This window comes from Leucobacter luti (assembly GCF_050310065.1).
Taxonomy (GTDB): Bacteria; Actinomycetota; Actinomycetes; order Actinomycetales; family Microbacteriaceae; genus Leucobacter; species Leucobacter luti_B.
The window spans coordinates 908891-934219 of the sequence record NZ_CP190007.1; the positions used below are offsets into that span (position 1 = coordinate 908891).

The window sequence follows — 25329 nt, forward strand, 5'->3', positions numbered from 1 at the left end:
CGCCATAGCGGGCGGCCCCCTCTCTCGGTTATGCCGCGAGAGCGAACCCCAAGATGGGTGCCCACACTCCGCGGGTTGATCGGATCGCGTATCTGAGCGCGTCCATGTAGTGATCGTTGACTTTCAAGACGGCGTCTTCGCCTTCTTCGGCGGCCTTGGGATCCCACGCGTATTCGGTGATCTCTTCGAGGACTCCTTCGCAGGTTTCGCCGACGAACAGCAGGCGGTCCTTCGCGAGCAGGTTCGAGATGTCGGCGATGCCGGGCAAGACGCGGTTGTCGGCCTTCCAGGTCACCTGCTCGTCCGCGGCGAGCTGCGCGCGCAGAGACGCTGCGGAGGGATCGAGGAACCAATACTCAGGTGTGACGAACGCTCCCAAATGGAACTTCGGTTTCTCGCCGTCGTCGTCAGCCCAAGCGCGTAGCCGGCGGGAGAGCTCGACGTCCGGGAGGGTGACGCCGAGGTGATCGGCGGAGTTGTAGCCCCACGCACCGAGCACGACCAGGCGGGGCGTGCGCTCTTTCGTGAGGGCGAGCAGCACCGCCGCGGTCGTGTTCGTTGTCCCGTAGTCGATGCCGATCGATAGGCACCGTTCGAGCGGTGGAAGATCCTGGCGCCGGATGACGTGGCGCTGGTCTTCGAACTCGCGGTAGATGACGCCGGCGGCGGCCGTCCACTTGCCGAGGATGAACCGGTCGTAGAAGACGCCCGTAAACGCGGCCTTCTGCAACGCGATGTAGTCGGGCTCGAGCGACGGGTTGTCGTCCATCGTGAACGAGAAGTGCTGCGTGTCGGTCTGCTCGGCGCGCAGGATCCACTTCATGCGGAGCCAGTGGTTGCGGCCGCCCGGGTTCGTGGTGGCGATGAGCTTCGCGCCGGGGACGCGGAGGCGGGTGATGAGCATGTTCCAGAACGGTTCCGGAAGGAGTGTCGCCTCGTCGATGTATGCGAGGCACACGGTCATGCCGCGGATCTTTGTTTCCGCGTTCGAATCGCCGGCGCCGTAGAGGTGCACGGTGCGGCCGAGGATGCGAGCGGTTTTCGCGCCTGGTGTGTACTTGATCTGCAGCGCGAGGCGGCCGAAGATGCTCTCGGCGAGGAGGAGCTGCAGCACGTTCGTGTTGAGCGTGCCGAGGGTGCGGCCGATCATGATGATCTGGCCGTGTTTCGGGGCGCGCTTGATCGCGAGGAGGAAGGCCCATAGAGACACGAACGTCTTGCCGGCGGAGACTGCCCCGGAGAGGATCGTGTGCTTCTTCAGGTGCCAGGTTGCGAGAAACTTGAGCTGCTTCGGGGAGAACACCCCGCCTAGCGGCTGTGCCCCTGCAGGAGTTTTTGGCTTCAACATCCGTGCCTCCCGATAGAGTCGAAATCTCTATCGCTTAGAAGGAGATCTGCAATGGCGCTTCGCAAGTACAAGGTCGTAACGAATCCATTGACTAACCGGTTCGTGGAGGTCGAAGCCGAGAAGTACTCGGCTTCTGATGGCTTCTTCCACTTCACTGTCCTGAATGCAGCCACGGGGACGGAGGAGATTGTCGCTTCGTTTAGCCAGGAGCTCACTCCCCAGGTGATTCTGATCAATGAGTGACGTCGCTCTCGTCGCGCTTTTCAGTGCTTGCGCGACGGCGTTGGTCGCCTTCTTCGGCTTTCTGGGATCTGTGTATGGGCCTGCTCGCGCTGAGAAACTCAGAGATGAGAGGCAAAGAGCCCAAGCTGAAGCCTCACGTCGAACGAAGATCCATGATCTGAAGGTTCAGCGTGCGGAGAAGTTGAGCGAAGCGATTGTCGACGCTGTGGGCGCTGGCGACTGGCATCACCACGCTGTTGAGGACCGTGCCAGGACTCGGTTTGTTGCCACCTTGGAACCCGGAGAAGGCCCGGTCGCTGAGTACGTCAAATCAGTCGGTCTCGGGCTCGGGGAAGAGTCGAGCGTCTTCGAGCGTAAACACATCGCCCTCGAACAGATGGAAGCTGTTTTCGGGTGGCTCCGTGGGGACGTCTCGATCGATCACTTCACGCAGGAGAACGAGAACCGAAAGTCGGATTCCTAGTTCCCGTCGAGTAGCCCGCGCGCAGCCGCCCCGATCGCGGCCTCGAGCGCATCGAGCGTCGATGTCGCTGATTCCACACCGGTATCGCGGTCGAGCAGCTTCGTCGCTTTGTCGACCGCGATTCCGGAGATCGTCACCGCATTGCGCCGGTCCGTCATATCGACGTCGCGCTTCGTGCGCACGATCTTCCCCGACTGCGTGATCATCGCCAACTCCACCCGACCAGCATCGATCGCGTCGAGAGCATCTTCCGCGGTCTTCATCATCCGATCCACCAGGGCCGCGCGACGCGCAGCGAGGTCAACCGACTGCGCTGCAACAGCAACGGCAGTCTTCGTGCGATCGAACCCGAGCCCGAGCTCCTTCGCCCGCTTCGACACCGTCGACGGCGAGACACCAAGCTCCCTAGCGATCGCATTCCGGCTCAGCCCCTGCCCGTGTAGTTCTCGCACGCGAGCGCGCGTTTCGTCAGCGTCTGGGCGCGGTGCGGTTTGGGCCATTGCGGGTGTCCTCCCGGTCATGGTGGCCCGTGGGGTGGTGCGGGCGTGTGAGGGGGTTCTGGTGGTTAGTTGGTTTGTTGGAGGAGGAGGTCTAGGTTCTCGTCTTCGGGTGAGTAGCTCCATTGGGCGCGGTATCCGTCCCAGGTGGTTTCTCGGGTGCCGTCGGTTGTTTGGGTTTGCCAGATTGTTGTGATGGTGGCTTCGGAGGCTCCGAGTGCTGTGAGTAGGCAGTTGATGTCTTGGGGCTGGGCGGAGCCTTGGCTGTCGGGTCCGTGGCCGGGGTGGTGGATTGCGCTGCCGTTGTCGAGGAGGCGGTATGTCATCGGGTTGAGGCACTTGTCTGCTGCGTTGGGTATTGCTTCTGCGCGGCCGTTATTCGCGATCAGTAAGGGGATCGTAATCGCGGCGGCTGCGACGAGCAGCACGGCTGTGATGGTGCCGATGATGAGTAGTTTGCGCGGCTTCTTTGCCGGGGTGGGGGCTTGGTGGGGCGCGTGCTGGGGTGCTGCCGGATCGGTCGGGGCAGTGGGCTCGGTCATGCTGTAAATGTAGCTGACCGTGAGCGCGAGCTGTGGGGCCCCTTGCTCGCGCTCACGGTCAGTACTGGAAGGAATGAGAAAGGGCCGGGACGCTTCTGCGTTCCGGCCCACTTACTCAACACTCACTGTAGGGGGTGACACCGAGAGCTGGTCAAGAAGCTCGTCTGACGGCGTGTCGCCTGTCATAGAGCGGATTCGCTGTTGGTGTACGGGATCGGCGGCGAGGCGTCGTCGGTACTCGGTGAGGAGTGTCCGCTCTTCGACGATGCGGCGGCCGGTCTTATCGAACGTCATGGGGAGGCCGTCGCGGCGCCACCGCTTGATGGTGCGGGTCGAGCGGTGGACGCGTGCGGCGGCCTCCCTATACGTGAACCAGGTCATGGGGCTCTCGCTTCCCACGTTTGCCCGCACGAGTCGCAGCGTGCCCCGGTGAGGCCGTCGCGTCCCCATTCGGGGAGGACCGTGCGCTCGCCGCAGGTTGTGCAGGGGCGGGGCCGGTACGTCTGGAACTTTGGCTCGGCTCGGGGGTAGCGGCCTCGCATTTGCCGGATGACGTCGATGAGGTCGTCTGGGGCGGAGTTCAGGGTGCTGTCGTGTGCGATCTGGTGCGTGCAGGCGGTGAGCCACCGGACGATCTCGGTGGCGAGCGCGAAGGCTTCGTGTGGGGTGCAGAGCGGGAGGCCTTGGGGTTCGTCGCGGCCGCGCCACATGCGTTCGCGGAGTGGGCGGGGTGAGGCACCGCCGATCTTCTCTGCGACTTCTCGCCCGAAGAGAATGAGGGTGGCGTAGAGGAGGTCGGCGTCGTCGGCGGGGTCGACGCGGTAGGGGAGTCGTGTCTTCTCGTTGCTGCCGGAGACGATGACTGCGGAGGTATCCTGTGCGGCAACGGTGGTTTCGGCGAGGTCGCGCATGTGCTGGAGCTGGAATGGTGCCGAGGTGATGTGCGACGTGAACCACCCAGCCCACTCCTGTTCAGCCCTCATGCTTGGTTTCCTCCCGGTCAATGACCCTGGCCTCGGTGCCGCAGACGCTGATCCACCAGGCGTGCGCGATCGCCACCCAGCGCGTGCGATGCACGCCCGCCAGCGACCAGCGCCAGGCAGGCACCCCATAGGCTGTGCCGCGTACGGCCTCACTCCACTCGACGTGGAAGCGGCAACGCTCCACCCTGGCTGCTCGACGAGCACGGCGCCGCTCGTCACGGTTATAGATGATGGTCACTTTCGTACCCCCTGAGAGAAGCCCCTGTTGAATGCGGCGGCGATGGTGGAAATTGCTTTCAGGTTGACCCCCCACATCCGCCCAAACTCCTCGACAGAGGCTGCGAGGCGCTCCCTGTCGCGTTGGCGCTTCGTAGGGCGAAGACCGGCGGCGACTTCTGCTTCCTCCGTCGCGGTGTAGTTGTGGATGCGGGCCCTTGCGGCCGCGACGTCACGGTCGAGGATGGTGCTCAGCCTGGCCGCTGCGGCGCGCTGCTCACGCTCAAGATCGAAGCTCATCGTTCCCGCTCCTCCCCTTCCAGTTCGTCGATCACTGCTGCCGCGAAACATCCCGGGTGGTGCTTCCAGCAGCTCTCGTAATGCGTGCGACCCTCGGCAGTGTCGGCCGCCTGCACCTCAGCCGCTAGTGCCTCGATCCTGGCGATACTGGCGAGAGCGGCTGCACGTTCCACCTCGGCAAGCCAGCGGTCGAACATCCGCTTTGTCTCCTCGACGTCCAGGTTGTCCTCGCCGCCTGCCGCCTCAATGGCCCCCAGCATGAAAGCGCCTTCGATCTGCTCAGTCGTCGGCGTGTACTCGTTCATCGCGCACCGCCCAGCGCCTCAACCACGGCACGGACGAGCTTCAGCCACGACTCGCGCTCGCTCTCGTAGCAGTCGCTCCACGCCCCGTCAGGGTCGCTCTCGTGGATCGCGTTCGCCTTGACTCGGAGCATCTTTGCCACCTCGGCGATCTTGCCCTCATCCAGCACAGTGGGCGTGGTGATGAAGCCGACGGCCGTCAAGGCGTCCTCGGCCATCTCGAGATAGGTCGAGACTCGGCCGCGCTTTACCAGGTGCTCGCTAATCGCGCTCGCCGCGCGCTCGATCAGCTTCTCTCGGTCGATGCTTGGGGCCTGCGGGGCAGGGCCAGCGGCGGCGCGTCGGTGTCGAACGACTGCCAGCATTTCGTGCGCGTGCTCTTCCAGGTCATCGGTGTCCCACGCGCCGTACTCGTGATCGACTTCCTCTGCGTAGGGTCGTTCCGCTGTCTCGTCCGGCTCGGCCTGCACCGTCGCGACGGCGTCCTCTGCGAGCATCACCGCGACCCCGCACAGCCCGTAGCCCGCATCCCAGGCGCGTTCGGGATGCTCCACGCACCCCGCATCATCGGGCACGCACCCGAGGCGTCCAGCCAGGTTCTTCGCAACCAGCTTCACGATTTCATTCATTGTCTTGCTCCTTCTGTTCCAGTTCGTTCTTGCTGACGCCGAGCCGTTCGAGTACCTCGAGTTCGACCTCGGTGAGATTTCGTGTGGTCATGCCGCGATCACCTCAACTCGCTTGCACACAACCGCCGTGAGACTCTGGAATGCGGCGAGTGCCTGCGGGGGGACGACCCCGTTGCCGAGCATCTTCAGCTGCACCTCACGGGCCTTCCGTGGCGTGAGGTGGCCCCAGAGTGCGGGGTCCGTGACGCGGCCCGGCTCGAGGCACATCATCCACTCAACGAACTCTGGCGTGTGCTCGGGGTTGCCCTTGGTGTTCGGTCGAGTCGGCGCTGGGGCCGGCCTTCCGAGCATCCGCTCATGGCGGGCGACCGCTGGCCCGAACGCACCGAAGTCGGTGAACGCGAGTCGGGTCGCGAGGTGCGTCGACTTCTCAGGCGGGCGGCCAGACGTGCGAGGCATCCCAAAGGCAGCATCGCCGGCGGCCGGCGTAGGCAGGAGAGCAACCGCAGTGGCGAGATCGTCTCCTCCGGAACCAACTCGCTTTGAGCGAGCGTAGTCCGGGCCCGATAGTGAGTCGTGAGCGGTCGGCGTCGGCAGCGTCTGCACGGCGATTGCGAGCGGCATCCCCATCCCGTTCCCGTTGATGCCCGTCGCTTTCACCCGCTCGCGACGAGCGAGCCACGTATCCAGTCCCTCCCCGTCGTTCGCGACCGACGCATCCGGGGTTGGGAACAACGGCGACTCGACTACTGGCTGTGGCATCGCCGTCGCGTAGATCCGGCCTTCAACCATGACCCCTGACACCGGCAGCGCCTCCCGGTACGGCGCCCGCTCCCCGAAGAGATCGGCCTCGGCAGCGGTCCAGCCGTAGGCGCCCGCGACCGCGAGCACCACGCTCCCCGGTGCGGCGACGTGCTCCGCCGGCTGCGCATAGATGAATAGACGCTCCCGCCTGTGGCACGCGCCGACGGCGGCAGCCGAGAGGATCCGCCACGCAACCCCATACCCAAGCGCGTTCAGGTCGTGCAGCACCTTGTCGAAGCCAAGGGAGAGGTGCCCGCGCACGTTCTCGAGGAGCACATGCCGGGGACGCGTGACCTTGATGCCTTCCGCGATCGACGGCCACAGGTGCCGCGGATCATCCTCACCCTTCCGTGCGCCGGCGAGGCTGAACGGCTGGCACGGGTAACCCGCGGTCATCACGTCGATAGGAGCCATGATCCACCACGGGATCCGCTTCACATCGAGCACGTTCGGCACGCCAGGGTAGCGGGCCTCGATCACTCGCGAAGGAGCGTCTTCGAACTCGGCGCACCAGGCCGTGCGCGCGCCGAGCAGCGCCTCCGCGGCGATGTCGAGCCCGCCGTAGCCGGTGCACAAAGAACCCATCTTGGCGTTCATCCATGCACCCTGTTCGCGCCGCCGCGCATATACCTCGGCATGACAACGATTGAATGGCTCACCGCTCCCGCGCTGGACGAGTTCGGTGCCATTATTTGGCACTTGGTCTTCGAAACGCGGGCACTCGGCTCGCTCGCCCTCTTCTGCTTCAGGAGCGCTAGAACGAAATCGCCTCCATTCGGCTTCTGGCTTTGGGCCGCACGAAATATGAGGCACGTCCTGCGTGAGTGGATGTTCACAACACGGCCTCCCCACTGATCGTGCGCGGGGTCGCTGCACGCATACGGGCGAAGCGCTCCGCCTCGTCATCCCGCAACGCCTGCTCCGCGAGGTCCGCGGCCTGCCGAAGCTCGTCAGCAAGAGCGCGCGCCTGCTCAGGCGAGTAGTCCTGCACGACACTGAGCTGCACGAGGTCGACTCGGTACTCGTCGTTGATCGCGACAGTCGCGATGTCGACCGTGATCTGTTCCCTGATGGCCATGATCGTGTTCCTTCCCGCCCTAGAAGGGCTGCTCGTCGTCGAAGCCGGCGAACTGCTGCTGCCCGGACTCCGCCTGCTGCTGATTGGATGGCTGACCCCAGGCCTGCTGCCCATAGCCGCCGCCCTCGGTCTGCCCGTACTCCGGCTGACTGCCGAACCCGGTCTTCGCGTAACCGCCACCCGCGGGCCCGCTGCCGGCGCGCGCCACCGACGCGGTTGCGAAGCGAAGCGACGGCCCGACCTCCTCAACCTCGAGATCGAGTGCGGTGCGCTGCTGGCCCTGGTTGTCGGTGTAGCTGCGCTGCGTGAGTCGACCCTGCACGATCACGCGCATCCCCTTCGTGATGGATGCTGCGATGTTCTCGGCGTAGTCGCCGTACGCGCGGCACCCCACCCACAGGGGTTCGCCGTCAGCCCAATCCCCGGACTGGCGGTCGCGGACGCGCGGCGTCGACACGATGCGGAACGTCACCCAGGGCTTCCCCGCCTGCGAGACGCGCGACTCAGGATCCGCGACGACGTTTCCAACGATGGTGATGATCGGTTCTCCGGCCATGATCTAGACCTCTCCCGACTCGATAAGAGCCGTGTTCTCGTGTTCCTTCTGGACGATGCGTGCGTACTGCCCCTCGAAGCGGAGCGTGCGAGTCCCGGTCTCTCCCTGCCGGTTCTTCGCGGTGATGAAGTCGATGTCGGAGGTCTTGACGAGCTTCCCGCCGATCTTCTTCTCGCCGCGGTGCAAGAGCACGACCGCATCAGATGCGTGCTCGAGCCCCGCGGAGCCGCGCAGATCGGAGATGATCGGGCGCGGGTTCGGACGATTGGTCATGTTGCGGTTCAGCTGCTCGAGGATCAGGACCGCGCAGCCGAGCTGCTTCGCGAGCTGCTTCGCCGCGTTCGCCCAGTCCTCGAGATCCTGCTGCCGTGACGCCGACCCGGGCGGGCTCTTCACGAGGCCGAGGTAGTCGATCACGATGAGACCCAGGTCACCCTTCCGGTGCAGGGCGTTCCCGAAGCCGACGATGTCCTCCCAGCGTGCGCCGGGACGATCGAACACCTCGAGGGGGAGCGCCTCGACGGCGGCCTTCGCGGCCTGCACTGCCTCCCACCCCTGCGCGGTGAGCTGGTGATTCTGCAAGGCGCCCTGGTGGATGCCCTGCATCATCGAGATCAGCCGTTTCAGGAGATCCTTCTCGGTCATCTCGAGCGACACATACCCGACCCGCTTCCCGCTCTCCGCGATGTGCAGGGCGAGCTGCAGCCCAAAGATCGATTTGCCGCCGCCGGAGCGCGCAGCGGCCGTGTACAGCGACCCCTTCCGGATCCCGCCGATCATCGCGTTCAGCGACGGCCACGGCGACGGGACGAACGGTGCCTGCGTCTGCATCTCCTCGACGAGCTCCCCGAACACCGACCCGATCGGACGCGACTGCCTGAGCGTCCCCTCCCGGAGATCCGCGATTAGGCTGGCCGCCTTCTCAACGATGTCGCCCTCCCCATCACCCGAGGCGGCGATCTCCTGGATCCCGACGGCAGCCTCGTGCAGCTTCCGGCGCTCCCCGAAGCGGCGCACGATCTCGGCGTACTGCATCGCCTGCCACCCGTACGCGCCGAGCCCGTAGAGCTCGTGCGAGTAGGTGGCCGGCACCTCATGCGATCGCCCCACCGCGACGAGGCGATCGTTCACCGTGATCGGCGACACCGTCGTCCCGGCGTCGGCGATGTCGCACATCGTCGAGAACAGGGCAGCGTTGCGGGGGATCGCGAAGTCGCTCGCGCGAACGATCTGCCGGACCTCCCAGATCGCGGACGGATCCGCGAACACCGCACCGAGCATGAACGCCTCGGTCTGGGGGTCGTACTGGATCGGCTCGTTCACCAGTCCTGTCCTTCCTCAACGGTCTGGATGATGTCGGCAGGCATCACCGGGTAGCGGGAGCGGCGGTAGTGGTCCGTGATCGCGTTCTTCACGTCCTCGACCGCAAGCCCCCGGAGCACCTCGAGCCACGCCTCGGCCTCGTACCGGCCGCGCTCGATGCGGTCGTAGCCGGCAGCCCACGTCAGAACGGCGAGCACGTCCTCCCACTGCTGGATCGCTGGGCGGCGATCTAAGGGCCGATCAGGGGCCGGGGTGACCGACTGGCCCACCCTGGCCTGATCGCCCGCTGTAGCCCGCAGCGCGGCGCGCTCCGCATGCGTCAGCACCTCACGCCCCGAGCTCATGGCGCACCCCCTCTGACTGCATGCCCCGAACCCGAGCCGCCATCCGCTCCGCAGCCGAACCGCCAGCAACCAGCCCACGCGCTGGAAGCGCCCCGTTCTCCCACGCCTCAGCGTTCAACCACGACGCCGGATACTTCGTGAACTCAGGAACCCGGTTCGGGTCATCCCGATACGCCGCCGCAGCATCGAGCAGCACCTCGAACGAAGCCTTCTTCAAAGCCGACTTAAACGCGGACCGTGCGCGACCCTTGTCCTTCTTCAACGGGTAGACCTGCCACCACTCGTCGAAGTCGTGCGCACTCTGCGCATGCGCATTTGCGCATGTATCTACCTCAGAACTATCTACCTCTATAAGAGGGAGCGTTTGCTCGCTCTTGCACGGGGGGTGTGCACTCCCTGCACCCTCCCCCCGTGCAGCACGTGCACGGGGGCGGTTCGAAAGCACATACTCGTTCGAGAGCTGAGCCCCACCCGGGCCGCGCCGCTCAATGCGCTCGACCACGCCAAGCGCCTCGAGCTCGGCGAGCGCATAAGCGACCGAGCGCACCGAACACCGAGCCTCACGGGCGATCGTCACCCGACCCGGGATCACCGCGTCCAGGCCGCCCCGCGACGCGAGAGACCCGTAGACCATGATCGCGTTCGCGCTCACGCGCTCGTCACGGATCATCCAGGTCGGGATCGCTGCGAAACCTTCAGCCATTTCAATCACTCCTTCCTTGTCATCTGAGGGCGGGCATGCTTGCCGCCCAAATCGTCGAGCCACCTCGTCCGGCCGCCGAGATCCACGAACGGGATCTGCGCCTCGTCCCGAAGGTCGTGCCGGCTGATCGCCCACCCCGCAGGGGCACGCCCCTTATGCGCGACCCCGTGACAGCCCGTGTGGTTCCCCGACCCGCACAGGTGCAGCAGATTCGCGAGGTTGTGGCGGCCGCCGCGGCCCGTGAACCGCCGGTGGTGGATCTGCGTCGCCGCCTTCCCGCAGCCGGCCTCGCACTTGCCGTTCGAGCGGACTGCGAGAGCTTCGACGTGGTCCTCCGGCATTGGGCCGATCCGCTTGTTGCTCACGCGAACAGCCCTGCCTTCGTCACCCGGAACTCGTGCACGCCTTCCCAGCGCATCCGCGTCGTCGACCGCAACGACTCGAGGGTGAGCATCCCCGTCACGGGATCCCGCTCATCAACGCGCCACGTGTCGGTGTCGTCATCCACCCGGACCGGGTCGCCGACCACGACCTCCTGCAGGCGCCGCTCGAGCGTCACAGCGTCACCCCGAACCGCTTCGCCGTGCTCGTCACGACCTCCATCGCCGAGTCACCGCCGATCCTGCGCGCCTGCCGCCTCGCCTCGAACAAGACACCCTTCGTGAGGTGTGCTCGCGCCTCGGCGAGATCCGCGACAGCGTTCGCCTGCTCCATGCGCGCCTTCCGCGCCTCCTCCTTCGCCGCATCACGCTCGGCGATGAGGTCGGCGACGTTCGCCACGTCCGACCAGTCGATCTCTTCGTCTGCCTGCATTTCCTTCATCCCCTTCTCGGGTCGCCCGCCAACTGGTAAGTCGCGAGCACCAACTTCGCCTGCGTCTGCAAGCTGCTCTTACGCGAATCGACGAGATCCGCGAGGCCCTTCGCGTACCGGTAGGAGATCTGCGCTGCCGACTCCTCGGCCCGCTCCGCCTCCGTCGCGATGTCGACCGCGGCCGCACGCTGCTCGGCGTTCTTGCCCTCGACCGTTGCTTGCGCTTTGGCTTTCACCCGGAGCAGTACCTCCGCCGCGTCGCCCCGCACCCGGTCCGCTTCCTTCACGATCCAGAGCGCCTTGTTCGCGACCGAGTCGACGAGCTCGAGCTGATGCACGATGTCGTCCGGGGTGCGCAGCTCGCCCGGAGCGGGCGGCTCGATTGCGATCTCCTGCCGCATCCGAGCCACCCACCCCTCGACCTCGGCCGCGGTGTGCGGCTGTGGCGTGGTCACGGCCGCGCCTCGATCTCGGACTTCGACGCGCGCAGCACGTGATTGAGGGTCATGTCCTCGACGAGCACCTCACTGAGCAGGCCCTCCGCTCGCGCTTCACCATGCAGGGCGCGCAGCATCTCGATACCCCGCTCGTTGGGCTCTGCGGCGAGCGCGGCCTGGATGCGCTCGATCCAGGCAGCCCCGTCGAACGCGATCTCCGCTTCGACCGGCTCCTCCTCGGCCGCGACCGGATCCGGCTCGGCGTGGGCAGGGGCGGGCGCCGGAGTCGGCCGCTGGGCAGGAGCCTGCGCGGCAGGAGCGTTCTCAGCCTGCGCCATTTCGTCGGCGGTGTAGAGACCTGAGAAGTCCTGCGGGTAGGCCTTGCGCAATGCCAGAGCCTCGGCCACCTTCGAGGTCATCAGAGCGGGCATCTTGCCCCACTGGCCCGTTGGCTTGCCGTCTCGCAACGGCACATACTCGTCGTACCGCGCAACCGCCGTCACGGGCTTCACAAACCCATCCAGGTAGAGCGTGATGCGAGCGGCGGCCGGCGGACGCTGTTCCAGCCACACCTCGCGCCACACGCCGTCGGTCCCGCACCAGTGCTCCTCCATGCCGCGGAAGGTGCCCTTTCGGTCGCGGATCACACGGAACCCGTCGATCGACGTCTGGATCGTGTACTTCGTGACCCACTCTCCGCGGACCTTCGATCTGCGCTCGATCATGTAGATCTGGCGAGCAAACGGGTCGAGTCCGGAACGCTTCGCCTGATGGAAGAACGTCTCGATGTCACCACGAGGCGCACTGCCGAGACCCATCTGCACGAGCGCGGCCTGCTGCGCTTCATTGAAGAACGTCTGCTCTGCAGCGAGCACGAGGTTCGTTCCCGCCGACTCGCGTTCTGCTACTGCCGTGCTCATTTCTTCGTTCCCTTCCCAGCGGTCACGGTCGCCCGAGCCGCCTTGCCCTTCTTCACGGCCTGAACCGTCTTCGTGTGCTGGTCCGCCAGCGCGTCCCAAGCGGCCTGCAGCTTCTCGACGCGGGCCTTCGCCCTGGCGAGCTGCTGCGCCTCCTTCGGATGCGCCGCCTCGGCCGCCTCGAGGTCGACGACCTCCTCCACGCAGTCCACGTCCGGAGTGCCGGGCGTGATCGTGACCCGCGCGAGCGGCGACTCCTGCGAGATCCCGAGATCAATGAGCGCCGCATACTCGCGCTTCTTGAGCGCCGCCCACGCCTTCTCCTCGTCGATCGCGCGGAGGTAGTTCACGGCATGCGTGTCCACCTCCTCGTTGATCGCCGGCCCCGACTCGCTATCCATCGCCGCGAGCACGAGGTCGGCGACCTCGACGAGCTGCGCGATCATGCCCTCGTCGCGGGGGAACCACTCACGCGGCGACAGCTCGCCGACGGAGAACTGGCCCGGCTGCCCGAGGCGCTGCTCCACGTTCAGGTGACAGCCGACGGCACCCGTCACGCGGTTGCACCACTGCATCTGCCACTCGTACCCCTTCGAGGCGAGCGCCTCGGACCCCTTCGGGAGCGGCACTCCCGATGTCTTGATCTCGTCGAGCTCGAGCTCCCCGTCGAAGTTCACCGAGATCCCGTCAGGGGATGCGAGGTAGCGGGAGTTGTCGGCCGCGTGGAAGACGCGCGACTCCGGGGATACTCCGTAGCGGGCGAGGTGCGCGGCGATGACTGGCTCGCGCTGATTCCCCCACTCCGTGTACGCGTTCCCGGTGAACGAGTCGCCTTCGCGCTTCTGCTTCACGAGGTCCGCGATCGCGAGCTCCCGGTTCGGGGCGATCATGATCTTCGCGAGCTCGGTCGCCGTCACCCCGCCGGCGCGCTGCGCGAGCCATTCCGCACGGTTCTTGTCGGATGCGCCGGCACGCGACTCGAGGTCGACGAGCGCGGGCACAGGGTCGAGGTCGGTGAAGGTGAGGCTCACTGCTCCTCACCGCCCTCGGGGATCGGCAGCTCGGCGACGGCCGCGATGTCCTCGATCGGCAGGGGAGTGTTCCCCGTGCGCTTCCCGTACCCCTCGGAGAGGAGCGTGCGGACGACGCGCTCGTCCTCACCCGTGACCTGCTCGATGTGCTTCACGCGCACCGTCGCCTGCCAGTCGTTCGACGGATCCGTCTTCGCGATCCCGTGCCGCGAGATCACAGCGACCACCACGACGTCATCGGGTGCGCCAGTGGTGAAGTGATCCTCGAGGGCCTGCATGCCGTCGAGCTCCTCATCGGGGCGCTTGCTCGTGTACTTGACAGTCATTTCTCATTCCTTCTCTCGGTAGACGCTCACCAGAGCGCCAGGGTTCGGCCCGTAGATCTTTCGGGCCGAGATCGTGGTGACCTGCGCGTCGTCCTTCCAGACGCCGGCGGTCGTGAGCGCATCCAGGACGGAGCGCTGCAGCTTGTCGAGGTCGGGGGCCACGTGCGGCATCGCACGCTTCACCGACTTCGGCCGTTCGAACGTGAACTCGAGCGCGACCGCGAGAGCCCCCTCCGCCTTCGGCTCGATGCCGTGCGCGACGAGCGCGGCGGCCGCAGCGGCCTTGACTGCATTCCGCCACTCCTTGAGCTGCGGCTTGTTGTCGTCGACCATCACCGCCCGCCCCTTCACGACGAACGCCTTCTTTGAGCCCTGCGGCCGCGGGGTGCCGTCAGCACGGAACGAGACGAGGAGACGGCGGCTCATGGCCGTGCCTCCGCGATGCGTGCGAGCTCTTCACGGCCGCCCGCGGTGCGAGCGAGAGTGGCGGCCTGCACGAGTCCGGGGAACGCTTGGAACAGGCGTTGCCGGTTGCCGACGTCGGCCTTCGCGATCGCGGAGAGCAACGTCTCAGTGAAGCTCCCCGGCCGGTACCCGCGCGGGTCGCCGATCGACCAGAGCACGTGCCGCGCTTCCTCGGGCTGGATCCTGCTCATGCGATCACCGCCTTCCGGAACCCGGCGAGGACTCGGCGAACCACGCCAGGACGAGCAGCAGCGTGACGACCAAGCCCGGTGCGGCGAGCAGCGCCTGCCCGAGGGCTGGCATCCACCACCACAAGCCGGTGAAGACCGCGGCGGCCGGAACGGCGGCCAGGACGCACAAAGATCGCCAGACGAGCGACGTCCAGTCGCGGCGTCGAGTGGGCTGAGAGGTAGACATTCATCGGTTTCCTTCCGAAATTGGGTGTGCTGAACCACGCGACCCAGCAGTCGCGCGAAAACGTGTGGCTGGAGAATGGGCGAGCTAGGCGGCGAGCTGCTTCACGCGGGCCTCTGCCTCGACGTGGAAGCTCCGAATCTGCGCCTCGAGCTCTTCAACAGGTGGGGTGACGTTAGGGATGAACGCTGCGAGCGCTGCATCGTGCGGATCCATGGACATGCTGCGGACGATCCCGCGGGCGAGCATCCGGCCAGCAGCCGCGAGGACATCGGCCTCACTCGCGTACTGGCCGGCGCTCATCCCGCGGCCGCCAACTCAGCGTCGAGCTCGGAGGGGTCGACCTCGGTGACGACCTCACTGAGGCCGATCCCGTACGAGCGGGCGATCATGACCACGGTCCGCAGGTCTGGGGTGTCGCCCTTCCTGAGGCGGTCGAGCGTCGCCCGGCTGATGCCGATCGATGCTGCGAAGGCCTCGTCGGTGCGGATCCCGGAGTTGGTCTTGAGTCGGTCGAGGAGGCCCGGCCGGACGATCGGCACCGGGTGAATCACAGCCGTGTCATTTGTTTCGTTCATGATGCAATCGAATCACGGGTGATACAACGTGTCAAGCGTGTGAGTCAATTGTCTTGCACGCGAGACGCATTTGTCTTACGGTTGAGACATGAACATCGCCATGAAGTGGATCGACGACGTACGCGGGCAAGACTCCCTCCGAGCAGCAGCGCGGAAAGCGGGAGTGACTGCAGCGAAACTCATTCGGCAAGTGAACGACGACGCACTGGCATTCGAGACCGTTCGTGCTGTGTCCCGCGCCTACGGTCGTGCAGTCGTCAACGACCTCATCGCGACCGGGCACCTCACCATCGAGGACGCCGGCGTCGAAGGCGTAGAGCGAGCACTTCAAGCTGCGAGCGACGAGGAGCTCGTGCTCGAAGTAGGGCGCCGCCTCGACGTCACACCCGCATCGATCATGTTCGACGCACCGGTTGACCAGGCCATCACCTCTGCCGGGAATGTCACCCGTCTGCGCCACACTCAGGGCCTCACCGCAGATGACCTGATCGACGACGCAGGGAATGTCGAGTACTACGGTCAAGCGGCCCAGACGGGCGAGCATGAGGCAGACCGCCACACCGCCGCCGACGAGGCACCCGAAGACCGATAGGAGTACCAATGCACCGCCTGATCTCGATCGCTGCCGACCTCGGTGTCGCCGTGCGCTCCGCGACCATCACGCCGGGCCTGCTTGGCTTCTACGACCGGCCGACGAAGTCGATCTACCTGTCGCGCCGCCTCACGCAGGTCGAGGCTCGATGCACCCTCGCGCACGAGCTCGGGCACGCCTACTACGACCACGACTGCTCCACCGCACGAACCGAGGACCAGGCGAACGAGTACGCCTGCCAGCTCCTGATCGACGCTGAGTCGTATGCGCGCGCAGAGCGCATCTCGCCGTACGTTGAAGACGTCGCGGACGAGCTCGGCGTGACCGAGACGATGGTGCGCAACTACCAGCGGTTCGCGTTGCAGCGTCTCGGTCTGCGCACCTACGCACGCCCGCCACGCAGGCAACTCGCATGAGCACGAACCTTCGCCCCGTCCCGTCCGTCGCGCCGCGGGCGGTCCTCTACCTGCGCCAGTCCGTTGCCCGCGACGAGTCGATCAGTCTCGAGCTGCAGGAGATCGCAGGCCGCGACTACTGCACGGCGCGCGGATACGAAGTCGTCGCCGTCGAAACTGACGAAGGACTGTCCGGGCGCACCTGGTCGAAGCGACCGGCGGTGCAGCGTGTGATGGACATGATCGAGCGCCGCGACGCCGAGGTTATCATCCTCTGGAAATGGTCGCGCCTGTCGCGCTCGCGGAAAGACTGGGCGCTCGCAGCCGACCGCGTTGACCTCGCCGGCGGCCGCATTGAGTCAGCGACCGAACCGATCGACACGGCAACAGCGTCGGGTCGCTTCGCGCGCGGCGTCATGACCGAGTACGCCGCATTTCAGTCCGAGCAGATCGGCGAGCAGTGGGCCGAAGTCAGGGCGCGCCGCTTCAACCTCGGGCTACCCCCGACGGGATCCGTGCCTTGGGGGTGGGTGAGCAAGAAGACCCACATCGAAGCCGACCCAGACCGTGCACCGTTCGTGCCGAAGCTGTTTGAGATGTACATCTCGGGGCACGGGTTCTCCGCGATCAGCGCCTGGTTGAACCGGAGCAGCGCGACCACGATCAACGGCAGAGACTGGATCCCCGCGACCGTGCGCAAGCTCCTCGACTCACCAATCCATGCGGGCCTGGTCGAGTACCACGGCGAGATCCGGGAGGGCGCTCACGAAGGCATCATCGACCGCGACACCTGGGCGATGTACGAGCGCATGCGCAAGGACCGCACCGTGCCGATGAAGCCGCGCAAGTCCGTGCACCTGCTGTCCTCCCTCGTCGTCTGCCACTGCGGCCGCAAGCGGTACGGCAACACGACCAAGGCCAGGCACGACGGCACCACGATCTACCACTCGTACGTGTGCCCATCGACGATGCCGCACCCGCCACGCGCGAAGACGATCGCAACCTGGCGAGTCGACCGCGCAGTGGGGGAGTGGGTGAAGACCCTCCCGCTCACTGCCGCCCCGTCAGCGCCCGATCTCGACCACGTTGACACTGAGACCCTAGCTCGGGAGATAACCGCCGTAGAGCGGCGGCTCGTGAAGCTCACAGAGCACCTCGTGTCCGGCCTCGTCCCCGAGCCCGCTTACCGTGCAACCAGAGACAGCCTCACCGCGGAGAGCGACCGCCTACGCGCCGAGCTCGCGAAAGCTGAGCGTGAACACAAGATCACCCCAGACCTCTACCTCGCAGGAATCGAGACCGCACTCACACGGTGGGACACGATCCCCGTCGACGAGAAGCAGCAGATCCTCCGAGCGATCATCGAGGTCGTACGAGTCGAGACCGACAGCACCATCACGATCTTCACTCGTTGGGGTTCGCATGTAGTTATCAATACCTGATAGTGATCATGGCGGCCGTTGTACTGGGCGGGGTGCTCGTCACCATCGTGCGGTCGCCCGAGATCCGGCAGCAACTCATGTCCTTCATCTCTTCTGCGCTCAGTGGGGACATGTGATTCGTCGAACACGATGGCGTGGCCGCGACGCTCCGGGGGCGCCTCGGCGCCCCCGGAGCGTCCGCGGGTACCGCGGCTGCGGTCGGGTCGGAAGGCGCCTTCGCGCGCTCGCCGCAGACTGCGGCGGAGCGGTCACGGCCGAGTTCGCGATCGTGCTCCCCGCCGTGGTCGCGGTACTGGGCCTGATGATTGGCGGGATCTCGATCGCGGCCCAGCGCGTCACACTGTCCTCGCTCGCCGGCGAGCTCGTGCGGCTCGAGGCGAGGGGCGACGCTGGCGCCGCGGAGCGGCTGCTGCGCGAGCGTCCAGGACAGGTGCAGGTCGAACGACGCCACGACGGGCCGCTGCTCTGCGCGACCCTGAGCGAGTCGCCCGGCCGCGGGATCCTGGGCGCGATCAGCATCTCGGTCACCGCCTGCGCGGCCGAGGCGAGGCACAGGGCGGCGGCATCGTGAGCGTCCCGGCGATGGCGGCGTGCGTCGTGGTGGCGGCGTGCCTCGCCCTCCCCGTGATCGGGGCCTCCGCGGCGATCGAGCTCAGGGTCGGAGTCGCGGCGGCAGCGGATGCCGCGGCGCTCGCCGCAGCGGACTCCACCGCAGGGTTTGCCGAGGGCGGCCCATGCGAGCTCGCCGAGCGGCTCGCGCAGACCCGGGCGGCGACGGTGGAGAGCTGTGGGGTGACGGGCCTGGGCGAAGCGCGGGTCGTGCTCCGTGCGGCGACGCCGTTCGGGCAGGTGCGTGCCCGCGCGCGTGCCGGGCCGGATCCGGAACTCGCGGCGGTGCTTGGATCTGACGACCCGCCGGGGCGCTGGGTCTGGCCCTCAACACAGCCGGGGATCACTCAGGGCCACCACCTGGACTTCGCGCTCGACCTCGCCGTGGTGCCGGGCGGGCCCCTCCTGTCGCCCCGCGGCGGCATCATCGTGAGCGCCGGCGCGGACGGCGGCGGAATGCCGGCCGCGTGCCGGGAGCATCCGGACTGGTGGCGCGGCCCGAACCACACGGTCATCGTGCGGCACGAGGACGCCGGGCGGGTGATCTTCAGCTCCCACAACCACATCGAGCCGGGCTCCGTCGAGCGGCTCGGACTGGGCGTGGGGTCCCGGGTGCGCGCCGGCCAGCAGATCGCCACGGCCGGAATGAGCGGCTGCACCTCGGGGCCGCACACCCACTTCACGATGTCCACGAGGCCGAGCAACGCGATCGCAGACATCGATCCCCTGCCCCTGATCGGGGGCCCGTAAAGCGCCAGAACACTCCACGGCCGCGACGATCCCGAAAGGTGGTGGTAGAAATAAGGGAGGCGCGCCGCGTGAGTGGATTCTCACGAGAGAGTGTGTATCGTGTCGGTGCAGAACCGTCTGCCGCCCCGCTCGGGATGCCGGCGGCCGGAGTGAAGCAGTGAAGAAGGAGACCCGTGCAGGGTACGAAGAAACTCGTCATCGTCGAGTCGCCCACCAAGGCGAAGACGATCGGAGGCTACCTCGGAGATGATTACGAGGTCATTGCCTCGGTCGGCCACGTCCGCGATCTCGCCGAGCCCTCGGAGCTCCCGAGCGAGCTGAAGAAGGGGTCGTTTGGCCGCTTCGCCGTCGACGTCGATAACGGCTTCGCGCCGTACTACGTCGTGAACGACAACAAGAAGAAGACGGTCGCGGAGCTCAAGCGCGCCCTGAAGGGTGCCGACGAAGTCTGGCTCGCAACGGATGAGGACCGGGAGGGTGAGGCCATCGCCTGGCACCTGCTCGAGGTCCTGAAGCCGAAGGTGCCCGTGCGCCGCATGGTCTTCCACGAGATCACGAAGGAGGCGATCGAGCAGGCCAAGGCGAACACGCGCGACCTCGACATCGCGCTCGTCGACGCGCAGGAGACCCGCCGGATCCTGGACCGGCTCTACGGCTACGACATCTCCCCGGTGCTGTGGCGGAAGGTCGCGCCGAAGCTGTCGGCCGGTCGCGTGCAGTCCGCCGCGACGCGCCTCGTCGTCGACCGCGAGCGCGAGCGTCAGGCGTTCCGCGCGGCCGAGTACTGGGACCTGACGGCCGTCTTCGCCGCCGCGGCGGCGGGATCCGAGTTCGAGGCACGCCTCATCCGTCTCGACGACAAGCGCCTCGCGACCGGCGGCGACTTCACCGACGGCGGCAAGCTGAAGGAGAAGGCCGAGAAGGCGGGCGTGCTCGCGCTCGGCGAAGAGCGCGCGAAGGCGCTCGCCGCGCTCATCACGGCAGGAACGGAAGCGAAGGTCCTGTCGGTCGAGACGAAGCCGCACACCCGCCGCCCCGCCGCGCCCTTCACGACCTCGACGTTGCAGCAGGAAGCCTCGCGCAAGCTGCGCTACAGCTCGCGTCAGACGATGTCGTTCGCGCAGTCGCTGTACGAGAACGGCTACATCACCTATATGCGAACCGACTCGCCCACGCTCTCGAAGCAGGCGATCCAGGCCGCAAGGTCCCAGGCCTCCGAACTCTACGGCGCGCACACGCTGCCCGAGAAGCCCCGCGTCTACACGGGCAAGTCGAAGGGCGCCCAGGAGGCGCACGAGGCGATCCGGCCCGCCGGCGACGTCTTTCAGCGGCCGAGCTCTCTCCGCGGGAAGCTCTCGCAGGGCGAGTTCGCGCTCTACGAGCTGATCTGGAAGCGCACCGTCGCAAGCCAGATGGCCGACGCCAAGGGCTCGACCGACACGGTCGCGCTCGGGATCCAGCTCCAGGAGCAGGGCGCCTCGGCCCCCACCTCGGCGGAGTTCACCGCGAGCGGCACGGTCATCACCTTCCCCGGCTTCCTCCTGGCATACGAGGAGGGGCGCGACGAGAAGCGCGGCGACAAGGAGCAGAACGTGTCACTGCCGCAGCTCGCCGAGGGGGAGCAGCTCGCGGTGCGCGAGCCCGAGGCCAAGGGGCACGAGACGAGCCCGCCGCCGCGCTACACGGAGGCGAGCCTCACGAAGCGGCTCGAGGAGCTCGGCATCGGGCGCCCCTCAACCTACGCGGCGATCATCAGCACGATCATGGATCGCGGCTACGTCGCGAAGAAGGGCCAGGCCCTCGTCCCCAGCTGGATCGCCTTCTCCGTGGTGCGCCTGCTCGAGGAGCACTTCAACGCCCTCGTCGACTACGACTTCACCGCCGAGATGGAGAACGATCTCGACAAGATCGCCGCGGGCGAGACCGACCGCAGCAGCTGGCTCACCGAGTTCTACTTCGGATCCGACTCCCACCCGGGCCTCCGCGGCGTCGTCGACAACCTCGGCGAGATCGACGCGCGAGCGATCAACACGATCCGGATCGACGACCAGATCTCGCTCCGCAACGGCAAGTACGGGCCCTACCTTGAGGTCTTCGACGAGAAGAGCGAGGTCGGAGAGGACGGGGCGCTCAAACCGCGCAGCGTCAACATTCCCGACGGGATGGCCCCGGACGAGCTGACGCCCGAGCGCGCGCACGAGCTCGCGGCCGCCGAGCCCGCCGAGGATCGCGTCGTCGGCCTGCACCCGGAGACGGGCAAGCGGATCGTCGCGAAGAACGGCCGCTTCGGCCCCTACGTGACCGAGCTCCCGAACGACGACGAGGAGCTCCCGAAGGGGCACAAGCCGCGCACCGCGTCGCTCTTCAAGAGCATGGACCCCGCGACGATCGACCTCGACGCCGCAGTGGCCCTCATCGGGCTGCCCCGCGTCGTAGGCGTCGATCCGGAGTCTGAAGCCGAGATCACGGCGCAGAACGGCCGCTACGGCCCGTACCTCAAGAAGGGCACGGACACGCGCTCGCTGCCGAGCGAGGACGCGATCTTCTCGATCGACCTCGCCGGGGCGCAGGAGCTGTTCGCGCAGCCGAAGTACGGCGCCCGCAAGGCCTCGAGCGCGCTCAAGGAGTTCGACGCCGACCCCGTGAGCGGCAAGCCCGTGCGCGTGCGCGACGGCCGCTTCGGGCCGTACGTGACCGACGGCGAGACGAACGCGACGATCCCGCGCGGCGACAGCGTCGAGGACATCAGCTTCGAGCGCGCGATCGAGCTGCTCGCGATCAAGCGCGCGAAGGGCCCCGCAAAGAAGAAGGCGCCGGCCCGCAAGGCGGCGGCCAAGAAGCCCGCAGCGAAGAAGGCGACCGCGGCGAAGTCTGGCGCGAAGAAGGCCGTCGACCCGGCGCGTTCGGCCGCGGCGAAGAAGGCGGCCGCGACGCGCGCCGCGAACGCCGCAGCGAAGAAGGCGGCCGAGGCCGGATGATCGCCAGATGAGCGGGCTCTTCATCACGCTCGAGGGTGGCGACGGGGCTGGGAAGACGACCCAGTCCCGGCTGCTCGCCTCGTGGCTCGAGGCGCGCGGCCTCGAGGCCGTGCAGACGCGCGAGCCGGGCGGAACGCGGCTCGGTGCGGAGATCCGGTCGCTGCTGCTCCACGGCGGCGACGACATCGGCGACGTAGACCCGCGCGCCGAAGCGCTGCTCTACGCGGCGGATCGGGCCCAGCACATCGCGAAGGTCGTGCGTCCCGCGCTCGAACGCGGGGCCGTCGTCGTGCAGGATCGCTACATTGACTCCTCGCTCGCCTACCAGGGCGCCGGGCGCGTGCTCGACGGCGCCGACGTGCGCCGGATCAGCGAGTGGGCGACGGGTGGGCTGTGGCCCGCGCTCACGGTGCTCCTCGACGTGGATCCGGAGACGGGCGCCGAGCGCAGGGCCGAGCGCGGCGGCACAGATGACCGGCTCGAGGCCGAGGCCAGGGAGTTCCACGAGGCCGTGCGGGAGGGCTTTCGCGCCCTCGCGCGCGAGGACCGCGACCGCTTCATCGTGCTCGACGCGTCACTCCCTGTGGAGGAGCTCCACGCCCGCATCGTAGCGGCCGCGAGCTCCTACCTCCCGCAGTAGCCCCGCCAACCAGGGTCGCCCACCCACGCCAAGCTCAATTCTGCCCCTACCTTGCCGGGGTTCGCTCTGGCAGGGCCAGGGAACGGGTAGGCCGGGGCGACGGAGCGCGGGCTACTCCGCGATGACCGGGCCGAAGCGGGACGGGAGCGTCTCGCGGGCCGCGGCGCCGAGCTCGGCGAGGGGGAGCGTGAAGCGATCCTGCACCTCGATCGCTGCGTCTGCGCCGGCCCCGTCGGTCACGCCGATGCGCAGCACCGGGAAGTCGCGCCCCGAGCAGAGCCCGCGGAACTTCACGTCCTCCTCGTGCGGCACGGCGACGAGCACGCGCGCCTGCGACTCCGAGAAGAGCGCGGCGACCGCGTCGACGCCGTCGCGCGACATGATCTCGTCGATCCACACGCGGGCGCCGACGCCGAAGCGGAGCGCGCCGTCGGTGAGCGCCTGCGCGAGCCCGCCCTCGGAGAGGTCGACGGCGCCGGACACGAGCCCGCCGAGCGCCGCGGCCTGCAGCAGCTCCGCGAGCGAGCGCTCAGCCGCGAGGTCGGCCACGGGCGGCACACCGCCGAGGTGGTCGTGCACGGTGCCAGCCCAGGCCGAGCCGTCGAGCTCGTCGCGGGTCGTGCCGAGCAGGTAGAGGTGCTCGCCCTGGTCCTGCCAGCCGCTCGGGATCCGGCGCGCGACGTCGTCGATGATGCCGAGCACGCCGACGACCGGGGTCGGGTGGATCGGGGTGTCACCCGTCTGATTGTAGAGCGACACGTTGCCGCCGGTCACGGGCACCTCGAGCTCGAGGCAGGCGTCCGACAGGCCCTCCACGGCGCGCGAGAACTGCCACATGACCTCGGGGTTCTCGGGGCTGCCGAAGTTCAGGCAGTCGGTCACGGCGGTTGGCACCGCGCCCGAGGTGGCGACATTGCGGTACGCCTCGGCGAGCGCGAGCTGCGCCCCGACGAACGGATCGAGCTGGCAGTAGCGGCCGTTTGCGTCGGTCGCGATCGCGACGCCGAGCCCGCTCTCCTCGTCGACGCGGATCATGCCCGCGCCGTCGGGGAACGAGAGCGCCGTGTTGCCGAGCACGTACTTGTCGTACTGGTTCGTGACCCAGGACACGTCGGCCTGGTTCGGGGAGGCCGCGACGGCGACCATCTGCGCGCGCAGCTCCTCGCCGGACTCGGGGCGGGCGAGGCCCGCCGCGCGGACCGTATCGGCCTGCAGCGCGTCGATCCAGGTGGGGTAGGCGACGGGACGCTCGTAGACGGGGCCGTCGACCGCGACGGTCGAGGGATCCACGTTCACGATCTCCTCGCCGCGCCAGTTGATGACGAGGCGGCCGGTGTCGGTGACCTCGCCGAGCACGCTCGTCTCGACGTCCCACTTCGCGGTGACCTCGAGGAACGCGTCGAGCTTGTCGGGGTGCACGATCGCCATCATGCGCTCCTGGCTTTCCGACATGAGGATCTCCTCGGCGGTCAGCGAGGGATCGCGCAGGAGCACGTCGTCGAGCGAGATGAACATGCCGCCGTCGCCGTTCGCCGCGAGCTCGGAGGTCGCGCACGAGATGCCGGCGGCGCCGAGATCCTGGATCCCCTCGACGAGCTCGCCCTTGAAGAGCTCGAGGCAGCACTCGATCAAGACCTTCTCCGCGAAGGGATCGCCGACCTGGACGGCGGGGCGCTTGGTCGGCCCGCCCTCGCTGAAGCTGTCGGAGGCGAGGATCGACGCGCCGCCGATGCCGTCGCCGCCCGTGCGCGCGCCGAAGAGCACGACCTTGTTGCCCGTGCCCGAGGCGTTCGCGAGGTGCAGGTCCTCGTGGCGGAGCACGCCGACGCCGAGCGCGTTGACGAGCGGGTTCTGCTGGTAGACGCCGTCGAAGATGGTCTCGCCGCCGAGGTTCGGCAGGCCGAGGCAGTTCGCGTAGGAGCTGATGCCGGCGACGACGCCGTGCACGACGCGCGCCGTGTCAGGGTCGTCGATGTCGCCGAAGCGCAGCTGATCCATGACCGCGACGGGGCGCGCACCCATGGAGATGATGTCGCGGATGATCCCGCCGACACCGGTCGCGGCACCCTGGAACGGCTCGATGTAGGAGGGGTGGTTGTGGCTCTCCACCTTGAACGTCACGGCCCAGCCCTCGCCGACGTCGATGACGCCGGCGTTCTCGCCCATGCCGACGAGCAGGCGCTCGCGCATCTTGTCGTTGACCTTCTTGCCGAACTGGCGGAGATAGATCTTCGAGGACTTGTAGGAGCAGTGCTCCGACCACATGACGGAGTACATGGCGAGCTCGCCCGAGGTGGGGCGGCGGCCCAGGATCTCGCGGATCTGCGCGTACTCGTCCGGCTTCAGCCCCAGGGCCTCGAACGGCTGCTCCTTGTCGGGCGTCGCGATCGCGTCGGCGACGGTATCGGGGCGGGGACCGGTGGTGGGGGCGGCGGTGTCAGTCACGCTCGATGTGCTCCGTTAATCGAATCCAGGCTCGGCGGCCCCGAGGGGGCCGTGGGTCGCCCTCCAGTCTACGCGGGATCGCGCGCGCGATTGCCCTGTGTGTGGCCTGAGCAGCGGCTTCGTGCCCACCAGGGTGGCGATTCTCAGCCGGACGGTGGAGACTATG

38 protein-coding genes and 1 pseudogene are annotated in these 25329 nt (G+C 67.4%); 10 read left to right on the plus strand and 29 right to left on the minus strand.

Translation table 11 applies throughout. From position 1 onward, the window contains the following. Positions 1-28 precede the first annotated feature (28 nt). The gene (locus ACOPJ3_RS04060; protein WP_427870555.1) at positions 29-1303 is read right to left on the minus strand and encodes a PBSX family phage terminase large subunit; all 1275 of its coding nucleotides are present in this window, start codon (positions 1301-1303) and stop codon (positions 29-31) included. A 96-nt stretch (positions 1304-1399) separates the two neighbouring features. Between ACOPJ3_RS04060 and ACOPJ3_RS04065 the strand changes: the two genes are divergently transcribed. Both ACOPJ3_RS04065 and ACOPJ3_RS04070 read left to right on the plus strand, forming a co-directional pair. Then, a complete protein-coding gene (locus ACOPJ3_RS04065; protein WP_427870556.1) occupies positions 1400-1591 on the plus strand; it encodes a hypothetical protein in 192 nt (63 codons plus the stop codon). Beyond that, positions 1584-2054 carry a hypothetical protein gene (locus ACOPJ3_RS04070; RefSeq protein WP_427870557.1) on the plus strand — a complete coding sequence of 157 codons (471 nt, stop codon included), beginning with the start codon at positions 1584-1586 and terminating at the stop codon, positions 2052-2054. The genes ACOPJ3_RS04065 and ACOPJ3_RS04070 overlap by 8 nt, the downstream gene beginning before the upstream one ends. Here ACOPJ3_RS04070 and ACOPJ3_RS04075 read toward each other — a convergent pair. The 27 genes and pseudogenes from ACOPJ3_RS04075 to ACOPJ3_RS04205 form a co-directional block, all read right to left on the minus strand. After that, a complete protein-coding gene (locus ACOPJ3_RS04075) occupies positions 2051-2317 on the minus strand; it encodes a hypothetical protein (protein ID WP_427871252.1) in 267 nt (88 codons plus the stop codon). The two genes, ACOPJ3_RS04070 and ACOPJ3_RS04075, sit on opposite strands and share 4 nt — an antisense overlap. 126 nt (positions 2318-2443) lie before the next feature. Beyond that, positions 2444-2677, minus strand: a pseudogene (locus ACOPJ3_RS04080) (hypothetical protein); the annotation flags it as partial. Next, entirely contained in the window at positions 2620-3093 is a 474-nt protein-coding gene (locus ACOPJ3_RS04085; RefSeq protein ID WP_427870558.1) for a hypothetical protein, read from the minus strand. The pseudogene ACOPJ3_RS04080 and the gene ACOPJ3_RS04085, both read right to left, overlap by 58 nt. 111 nt (positions 3094-3204) lie before the next feature. Further along, positions 3205-3474, minus strand: a complete 270-nt coding sequence (locus ACOPJ3_RS04090; RefSeq protein WP_427870559.1) for a hypothetical protein — start codon at positions 3472-3474, stop codon at positions 3205-3207. Then, on the minus strand, positions 3471-4076 hold the full coding sequence (locus tag ACOPJ3_RS04095) for a hypothetical protein (protein ID WP_427870560.1): 606 nt from the start codon (positions 4074-4076) through the stop codon (positions 3471-3473). Before ACOPJ3_RS04095 ends, ACOPJ3_RS04090 begins: the two co-directional genes overlap by 4 nt. Then, positions 4066-4314, minus strand: coding sequence for a hypothetical protein (locus tag ACOPJ3_RS04100; RefSeq protein ID WP_427870561.1), 249 nt, complete (start codon positions 4312-4314; stop codon positions 4066-4068). Before ACOPJ3_RS04100 ends, ACOPJ3_RS04095 begins: the two co-directional genes overlap by 11 nt. After that, a complete protein-coding gene (locus ACOPJ3_RS04105; protein ID WP_427870562.1) occupies positions 4311-4592 on the minus strand; it encodes a hypothetical protein in 282 nt (93 codons plus the stop codon). Before ACOPJ3_RS04105 ends, ACOPJ3_RS04100 begins: the two co-directional genes overlap by 4 nt. Continuing rightward, positions 4589-4897: a hypothetical protein gene (locus tag ACOPJ3_RS04110; RefSeq protein ID WP_427870563.1), complete on the minus strand. Its 309-nt coding sequence runs from the start codon at positions 4895-4897 to the stop codon at positions 4589-4591. Before ACOPJ3_RS04110 ends, ACOPJ3_RS04105 begins: the two co-directional genes overlap by 4 nt. Further along, the gene (locus ACOPJ3_RS04115) at positions 4894-5523 is read right to left on the minus strand and encodes a hypothetical protein (RefSeq protein WP_427870564.1); all 630 of its coding nucleotides are present in this window, start codon (positions 5521-5523) and stop codon (positions 4894-4896) included. The genes ACOPJ3_RS04110 and ACOPJ3_RS04115 overlap by 4 nt, the downstream gene beginning before the upstream one ends. Before the next feature lie 87 nt (positions 5524-5610). Then, positions 5611-6924 (minus strand): DNA cytosine methyltransferase, encoded by a 1314-nt coding sequence (locus tag ACOPJ3_RS04120; RefSeq protein ID WP_427870565.1) that lies wholly within the window; start codon positions 6922-6924, stop codon positions 5611-5613. A 235-nt stretch (positions 6925-7159) separates the two neighbouring features. Beyond that, entirely contained in the window at positions 7160-7405 is a 246-nt protein-coding gene (locus ACOPJ3_RS04125) for a hypothetical protein (protein WP_427870566.1), read from the minus strand. Positions 7406-7424: 19 nt separating this feature from the next. Further along, positions 7425-7961 (minus strand): single-stranded DNA-binding protein, encoded by a 537-nt coding sequence (ssb, locus tag ACOPJ3_RS04130; protein WP_427870567.1) that lies wholly within the window; start codon positions 7959-7961, stop codon positions 7425-7427. Between the two features lie 3 nt (positions 7962-7964). Continuing rightward, a complete protein-coding gene (locus ACOPJ3_RS04135) occupies positions 7965-9284 on the minus strand; it encodes a replicative DNA helicase (protein ID WP_427870568.1) in 1320 nt (439 codons plus the stop codon). Beyond that, on the minus strand, positions 9281-9628 hold the full coding sequence (locus tag ACOPJ3_RS04140) for a hypothetical protein (RefSeq protein WP_427870569.1): 348 nt from the start codon (positions 9626-9628) through the stop codon (positions 9281-9283). Before ACOPJ3_RS04140 ends, ACOPJ3_RS04135 begins: the two co-directional genes overlap by 4 nt. Next, complete coding sequence (locus tag ACOPJ3_RS04145) at positions 9612-10331, minus strand: hypothetical protein (RefSeq protein WP_427870570.1); 720 nt, start codon at positions 10329-10331, stop codon at positions 9612-9614. Before ACOPJ3_RS04145 ends, ACOPJ3_RS04140 begins: the two co-directional genes overlap by 17 nt. A gap of 5 nt (positions 10332-10336) precedes the next feature. Further along, positions 10337-10696, minus strand: coding sequence for a hypothetical protein (locus ACOPJ3_RS04150; protein ID WP_427870571.1), 360 nt, complete (start codon positions 10694-10696; stop codon positions 10337-10339). Continuing rightward, the gene (locus tag ACOPJ3_RS04155; RefSeq protein ID WP_427870572.1) at positions 10693-10890 is read right to left on the minus strand and encodes a hypothetical protein; all 198 of its coding nucleotides are present in this window, start codon (positions 10888-10890) and stop codon (positions 10693-10695) included. The genes ACOPJ3_RS04150 and ACOPJ3_RS04155 overlap by 4 nt, the downstream gene beginning before the upstream one ends. Next, positions 10887-11144: a hypothetical protein gene (locus ACOPJ3_RS04160; protein ID WP_427870573.1), complete on the minus strand. Its 258-nt coding sequence runs from the start codon at positions 11142-11144 to the stop codon at positions 10887-10889. The genes ACOPJ3_RS04155 and ACOPJ3_RS04160 overlap by 4 nt, the downstream gene beginning before the upstream one ends. Positions 11145-11149: 5 nt before the next feature. Beyond that, on the minus strand, positions 11150-11599 hold the full coding sequence (locus tag ACOPJ3_RS04165) for a hypothetical protein (RefSeq protein ID WP_427870574.1): 450 nt from the start codon (positions 11597-11599) through the stop codon (positions 11150-11152). Then, positions 11596-12501, minus strand: a complete 906-nt coding sequence (gene bet, locus ACOPJ3_RS04170) for a phage recombination protein Bet (protein WP_427870575.1) — start codon at positions 12499-12501, stop codon at positions 11596-11598. Before bet ends, ACOPJ3_RS04165 begins: the two co-directional genes overlap by 4 nt. Then, positions 12498-13529: a YqaJ viral recombinase family protein gene (locus tag ACOPJ3_RS04175; protein ID WP_427870576.1), complete on the minus strand. Its 1032-nt coding sequence runs from the start codon at positions 13527-13529 to the stop codon at positions 12498-12500. The genes bet and ACOPJ3_RS04175 overlap by 4 nt, the downstream gene beginning before the upstream one ends. Further along, complete coding sequence (locus tag ACOPJ3_RS04180) at positions 13526-13855, minus strand: hypothetical protein (RefSeq protein ID WP_427870577.1); 330 nt, start codon at positions 13853-13855, stop codon at positions 13526-13528. Before ACOPJ3_RS04180 ends, ACOPJ3_RS04175 begins: the two co-directional genes overlap by 4 nt. Before the next feature lie 3 nt (positions 13856-13858). Next, the gene (locus ACOPJ3_RS04185) at positions 13859-14281 is read right to left on the minus strand and encodes a RusA family crossover junction endodeoxyribonuclease (RefSeq protein WP_427870578.1); all 423 of its coding nucleotides are present in this window, start codon (positions 14279-14281) and stop codon (positions 13859-13861) included. Further along, positions 14278-14511, minus strand: coding sequence for a hypothetical protein (locus tag ACOPJ3_RS04190; protein ID WP_427870579.1), 234 nt, complete (start codon positions 14509-14511; stop codon positions 14278-14280). Before ACOPJ3_RS04190 ends, ACOPJ3_RS04185 begins: the two co-directional genes overlap by 4 nt. Before the next feature lie 4 nt (positions 14512-14515). After that, entirely contained in the window at positions 14516-14737 is a 222-nt protein-coding gene (locus tag ACOPJ3_RS04195; RefSeq protein WP_427870580.1) for a hypothetical protein, read from the minus strand. 84 nt (positions 14738-14821) lie between these two features. Continuing rightward, positions 14822-15037, minus strand: coding sequence for a hypothetical protein (locus tag ACOPJ3_RS04200; protein WP_427870581.1), 216 nt, complete (start codon positions 15035-15037; stop codon positions 14822-14824). Beyond that, complete coding sequence (locus ACOPJ3_RS04205) at positions 15034-15312, minus strand: helix-turn-helix domain-containing protein (RefSeq protein ID WP_427870582.1); 279 nt, start codon at positions 15310-15312, stop codon at positions 15034-15036. Before ACOPJ3_RS04205 ends, ACOPJ3_RS04200 begins: the two co-directional genes overlap by 4 nt. A gap of 88 nt (positions 15313-15400) precedes the next feature. On the opposite strand from ACOPJ3_RS04205, the gene ACOPJ3_RS04210 reads away from it, so the two are divergent. The 8 genes from ACOPJ3_RS04210 (at position 15401) to tmk (ending at position 22718) form a co-directional block, all read left to right on the plus strand. Continuing rightward, positions 15401-15904: a hypothetical protein gene (locus ACOPJ3_RS04210; RefSeq protein WP_427870583.1), complete on the plus strand. Its 504-nt coding sequence runs from the start codon at positions 15401-15403 to the stop codon at positions 15902-15904. 8 nt (positions 15905-15912) lie between these two features. Continuing rightward, positions 15913-16320 carry an ImmA/IrrE family metallo-endopeptidase gene (locus ACOPJ3_RS04215; RefSeq protein WP_427870584.1) on the plus strand — a complete coding sequence of 136 codons (408 nt, stop codon included), beginning with the start codon at positions 15913-15915 and terminating at the stop codon, positions 16318-16320. Further along, positions 16317-17741 (plus strand): recombinase family protein, encoded by a 1425-nt coding sequence (locus ACOPJ3_RS04220; protein ID WP_427870585.1) that lies wholly within the window; start codon positions 16317-16319, stop codon positions 17739-17741. The genes ACOPJ3_RS04215 and ACOPJ3_RS04220 overlap by 4 nt, the downstream gene beginning before the upstream one ends. Positions 17742-17749: 8 nt before the next feature. Beyond that, the gene (locus ACOPJ3_RS04225; protein ID WP_427870586.1) at positions 17750-17857 is read left to right on the plus strand and encodes a DUF4244 domain-containing protein; all 108 of its coding nucleotides are present in this window, start codon (positions 17750-17752) and stop codon (positions 17855-17857) included. 152 nt (positions 17858-18009) lie between these two features. Further along, on the plus strand, positions 18010-18312 hold the full coding sequence (locus tag ACOPJ3_RS04230) for a TadE/TadG family type IV pilus assembly protein (protein WP_427870587.1): 303 nt from the start codon (positions 18010-18012) through the stop codon (positions 18310-18312). Beyond that, a complete protein-coding gene (locus tag ACOPJ3_RS04235) occupies positions 18309-19100 on the plus strand; it encodes a peptidoglycan DD-metalloendopeptidase family protein (RefSeq protein WP_427870588.1) in 792 nt (263 codons plus the stop codon). Before ACOPJ3_RS04230 ends, ACOPJ3_RS04235 begins: the two co-directional genes overlap by 4 nt. 173 nt (positions 19101-19273) lie before the next feature. Then, entirely contained in the window at positions 19274-22078 is a 2805-nt protein-coding gene (gene topA, locus ACOPJ3_RS04240) for a type I DNA topoisomerase (RefSeq protein WP_427870589.1), read from the plus strand. A 7-nt stretch (positions 22079-22085) separates the two neighbouring features. Beyond that, positions 22086-22718 (plus strand): dTMP kinase, encoded by a 633-nt coding sequence (gene tmk, locus ACOPJ3_RS04245; protein WP_427870590.1) that lies wholly within the window; start codon positions 22086-22088, stop codon positions 22716-22718. Between the two features lie 111 nt (positions 22719-22829). Here tmk and purL read toward each other — a convergent pair whose 3' ends face one another. Beyond that, positions 22830-25163: a phosphoribosylformylglycinamidine synthase subunit PurL gene (purL, locus tag ACOPJ3_RS04250; RefSeq protein WP_427870591.1), complete on the minus strand. Its 2334-nt coding sequence runs from the start codon at positions 25161-25163 to the stop codon at positions 22830-22832. Between the last annotated feature and the right edge of the window lie 166 nt (positions 25164-25329).

Excerpts from the sequence above, each read along its gene's own strand:
- tmk (WP_427870590.1), top strand. The coding sequence starts at position 22,086 with ATGAGCGGGCTCTTCATCACGCTCGAGGGTGGCGACGGGGCTGGGAAG.
- ACOPJ3_RS04160 (WP_427870573.1), bottom strand. The coding sequence starts at position 11,144 with ATGCAGGCAGACGAAGAGATCGACTGGTCGGACGTGGCGAACGTCGCC.
- ACOPJ3_RS04125 (WP_427870566.1), bottom strand. The coding sequence starts at position 7,405 with ATGGCCATCAGGGAACAGATCACGGTCGACATCGCGACTGTCGCGATC.
- ACOPJ3_RS04225 (WP_427870586.1), top strand. The coding sequence starts at position 17,750 with ATGGCGGCCGTTGTACTGGGCGGGGTGCTCGTCACCATCGTGCGGTCG.
- ACOPJ3_RS04140 (WP_427870569.1), bottom strand. The coding sequence starts at position 9,628 with ATGAGCTCGGGGCGTGAGGTGCTGACGCATGCGGAGCGCGCCGCGCTG.
- ACOPJ3_RS04205 (WP_427870582.1), bottom strand. The coding sequence starts at position 15,312 with ATGAACGAAACAAATGACACGGCTGTGATTCACCCGGTGCCGATCGTC.
- ACOPJ3_RS04185 (WP_427870578.1), bottom strand. The coding sequence starts at position 14,281 with ATGAGCCGCCGTCTCCTCGTCTCGTTCCGTGCTGACGGCACCCCGCGG.
- ACOPJ3_RS04215 (WP_427870584.1), top strand. The coding sequence starts at position 15,913 with ATGCACCGCCTGATCTCGATCGCTGCCGACCTCGGTGTCGCCGTGCGC.
- ACOPJ3_RS04200 (WP_427870581.1), bottom strand. The coding sequence starts at position 15,037 with ATGAGCGCCGGCCAGTACGCGAGTGAGGCCGATGTCCTCGCGGCTGCT.
- ssb (WP_427870567.1), bottom strand. The coding sequence starts at position 7,961 with ATGGCCGGAGAACCGATCATCACCATCGTTGGAAACGTCGTCGCGGAT.
- ACOPJ3_RS04070 (WP_427870557.1), top strand. The coding sequence starts at position 1,584 with ATGAGTGACGTCGCTCTCGTCGCGCTTTTCAGTGCTTGCGCGACGGCG.
- ACOPJ3_RS04220 (WP_427870585.1), top strand. The coding sequence starts at position 16,317 with ATGAGCACGAACCTTCGCCCCGTCCCGTCCGTCGCGCCGCGGGCGGTC.
- ACOPJ3_RS04115 (WP_427870564.1), bottom strand. The coding sequence starts at position 5,523 with ATGAATGAAATCGTGAAGCTGGTTGCGAAGAACCTGGCTGGACGCCTC.
- ACOPJ3_RS04095 (WP_427870560.1), bottom strand. The coding sequence starts at position 4,076 with ATGAGGGCTGAACAGGAGTGGGCTGGGTGGTTCACGTCGCACATCACC.
- ACOPJ3_RS04195 (WP_427870580.1), bottom strand. The coding sequence starts at position 14,737 with ATGTCTACCTCTCAGCCCACTCGACGCCGCGACTGGACGTCGCTCGTC.
- ACOPJ3_RS04190 (WP_427870579.1), bottom strand. The coding sequence starts at position 14,511 with ATGAGCAGGATCCAGCCCGAGGAAGCGCGGCACGTGCTCTGGTCGATC.
- bet (WP_427870575.1), bottom strand. The coding sequence starts at position 12,501 with ATGAGCACGGCAGTAGCAGAACGCGAGTCGGCGGGAACGAACCTCGTG.
- ACOPJ3_RS04105 (WP_427870562.1), bottom strand. The coding sequence starts at position 4,592 with ATGAGCTTCGATCTTGAGCGTGAGCAGCGCGCCGCAGCGGCCAGGCTG.
- ACOPJ3_RS04110 (WP_427870563.1), bottom strand. The coding sequence starts at position 4,897 with ATGAACGAGTACACGCCGACGACTGAGCAGATCGAAGGCGCTTTCATG.
- ACOPJ3_RS04065 (WP_427870556.1), top strand. The coding sequence starts at position 1,400 with ATGGCGCTTCGCAAGTACAAGGTCGTAACGAATCCATTGACTAACCGG.
- ACOPJ3_RS04180 (WP_427870577.1), bottom strand. The coding sequence starts at position 13,855 with ATGACTGTCAAGTACACGAGCAAGCGCCCCGATGAGGAGCTCGACGGC.
- ACOPJ3_RS04145 (WP_427870570.1), bottom strand. The coding sequence starts at position 10,331 with ATGGCTGAAGGTTTCGCAGCGATCCCGACCTGGATGATCCGTGACGAG.
- ACOPJ3_RS04090 (WP_427870559.1), bottom strand. The coding sequence starts at position 3,474 with ATGACCTGGTTCACGTATAGGGAGGCCGCCGCACGCGTCCACCGCTCG.
- ACOPJ3_RS04085 (WP_427870558.1), bottom strand. The coding sequence starts at position 3,093 with ATGACCGAGCCCACTGCCCCGACCGATCCGGCAGCACCCCAGCACGCG.
- ACOPJ3_RS04210 (WP_427870583.1), top strand. The coding sequence starts at position 15,401 with ATGAACATCGCCATGAAGTGGATCGACGACGTACGCGGGCAAGACTCC.
- ACOPJ3_RS04120 (WP_427870565.1), bottom strand. The coding sequence starts at position 6,924 with ATGAACGCCAAGATGGGTTCTTTGTGCACCGGCTACGGCGGGCTCGAC.
- ACOPJ3_RS04075 (WP_427871252.1), bottom strand. The coding sequence starts at position 2,317 with ATGAAGACCGCGGAAGATGCTCTCGACGCGATCGATGCTGGTCGGGTG.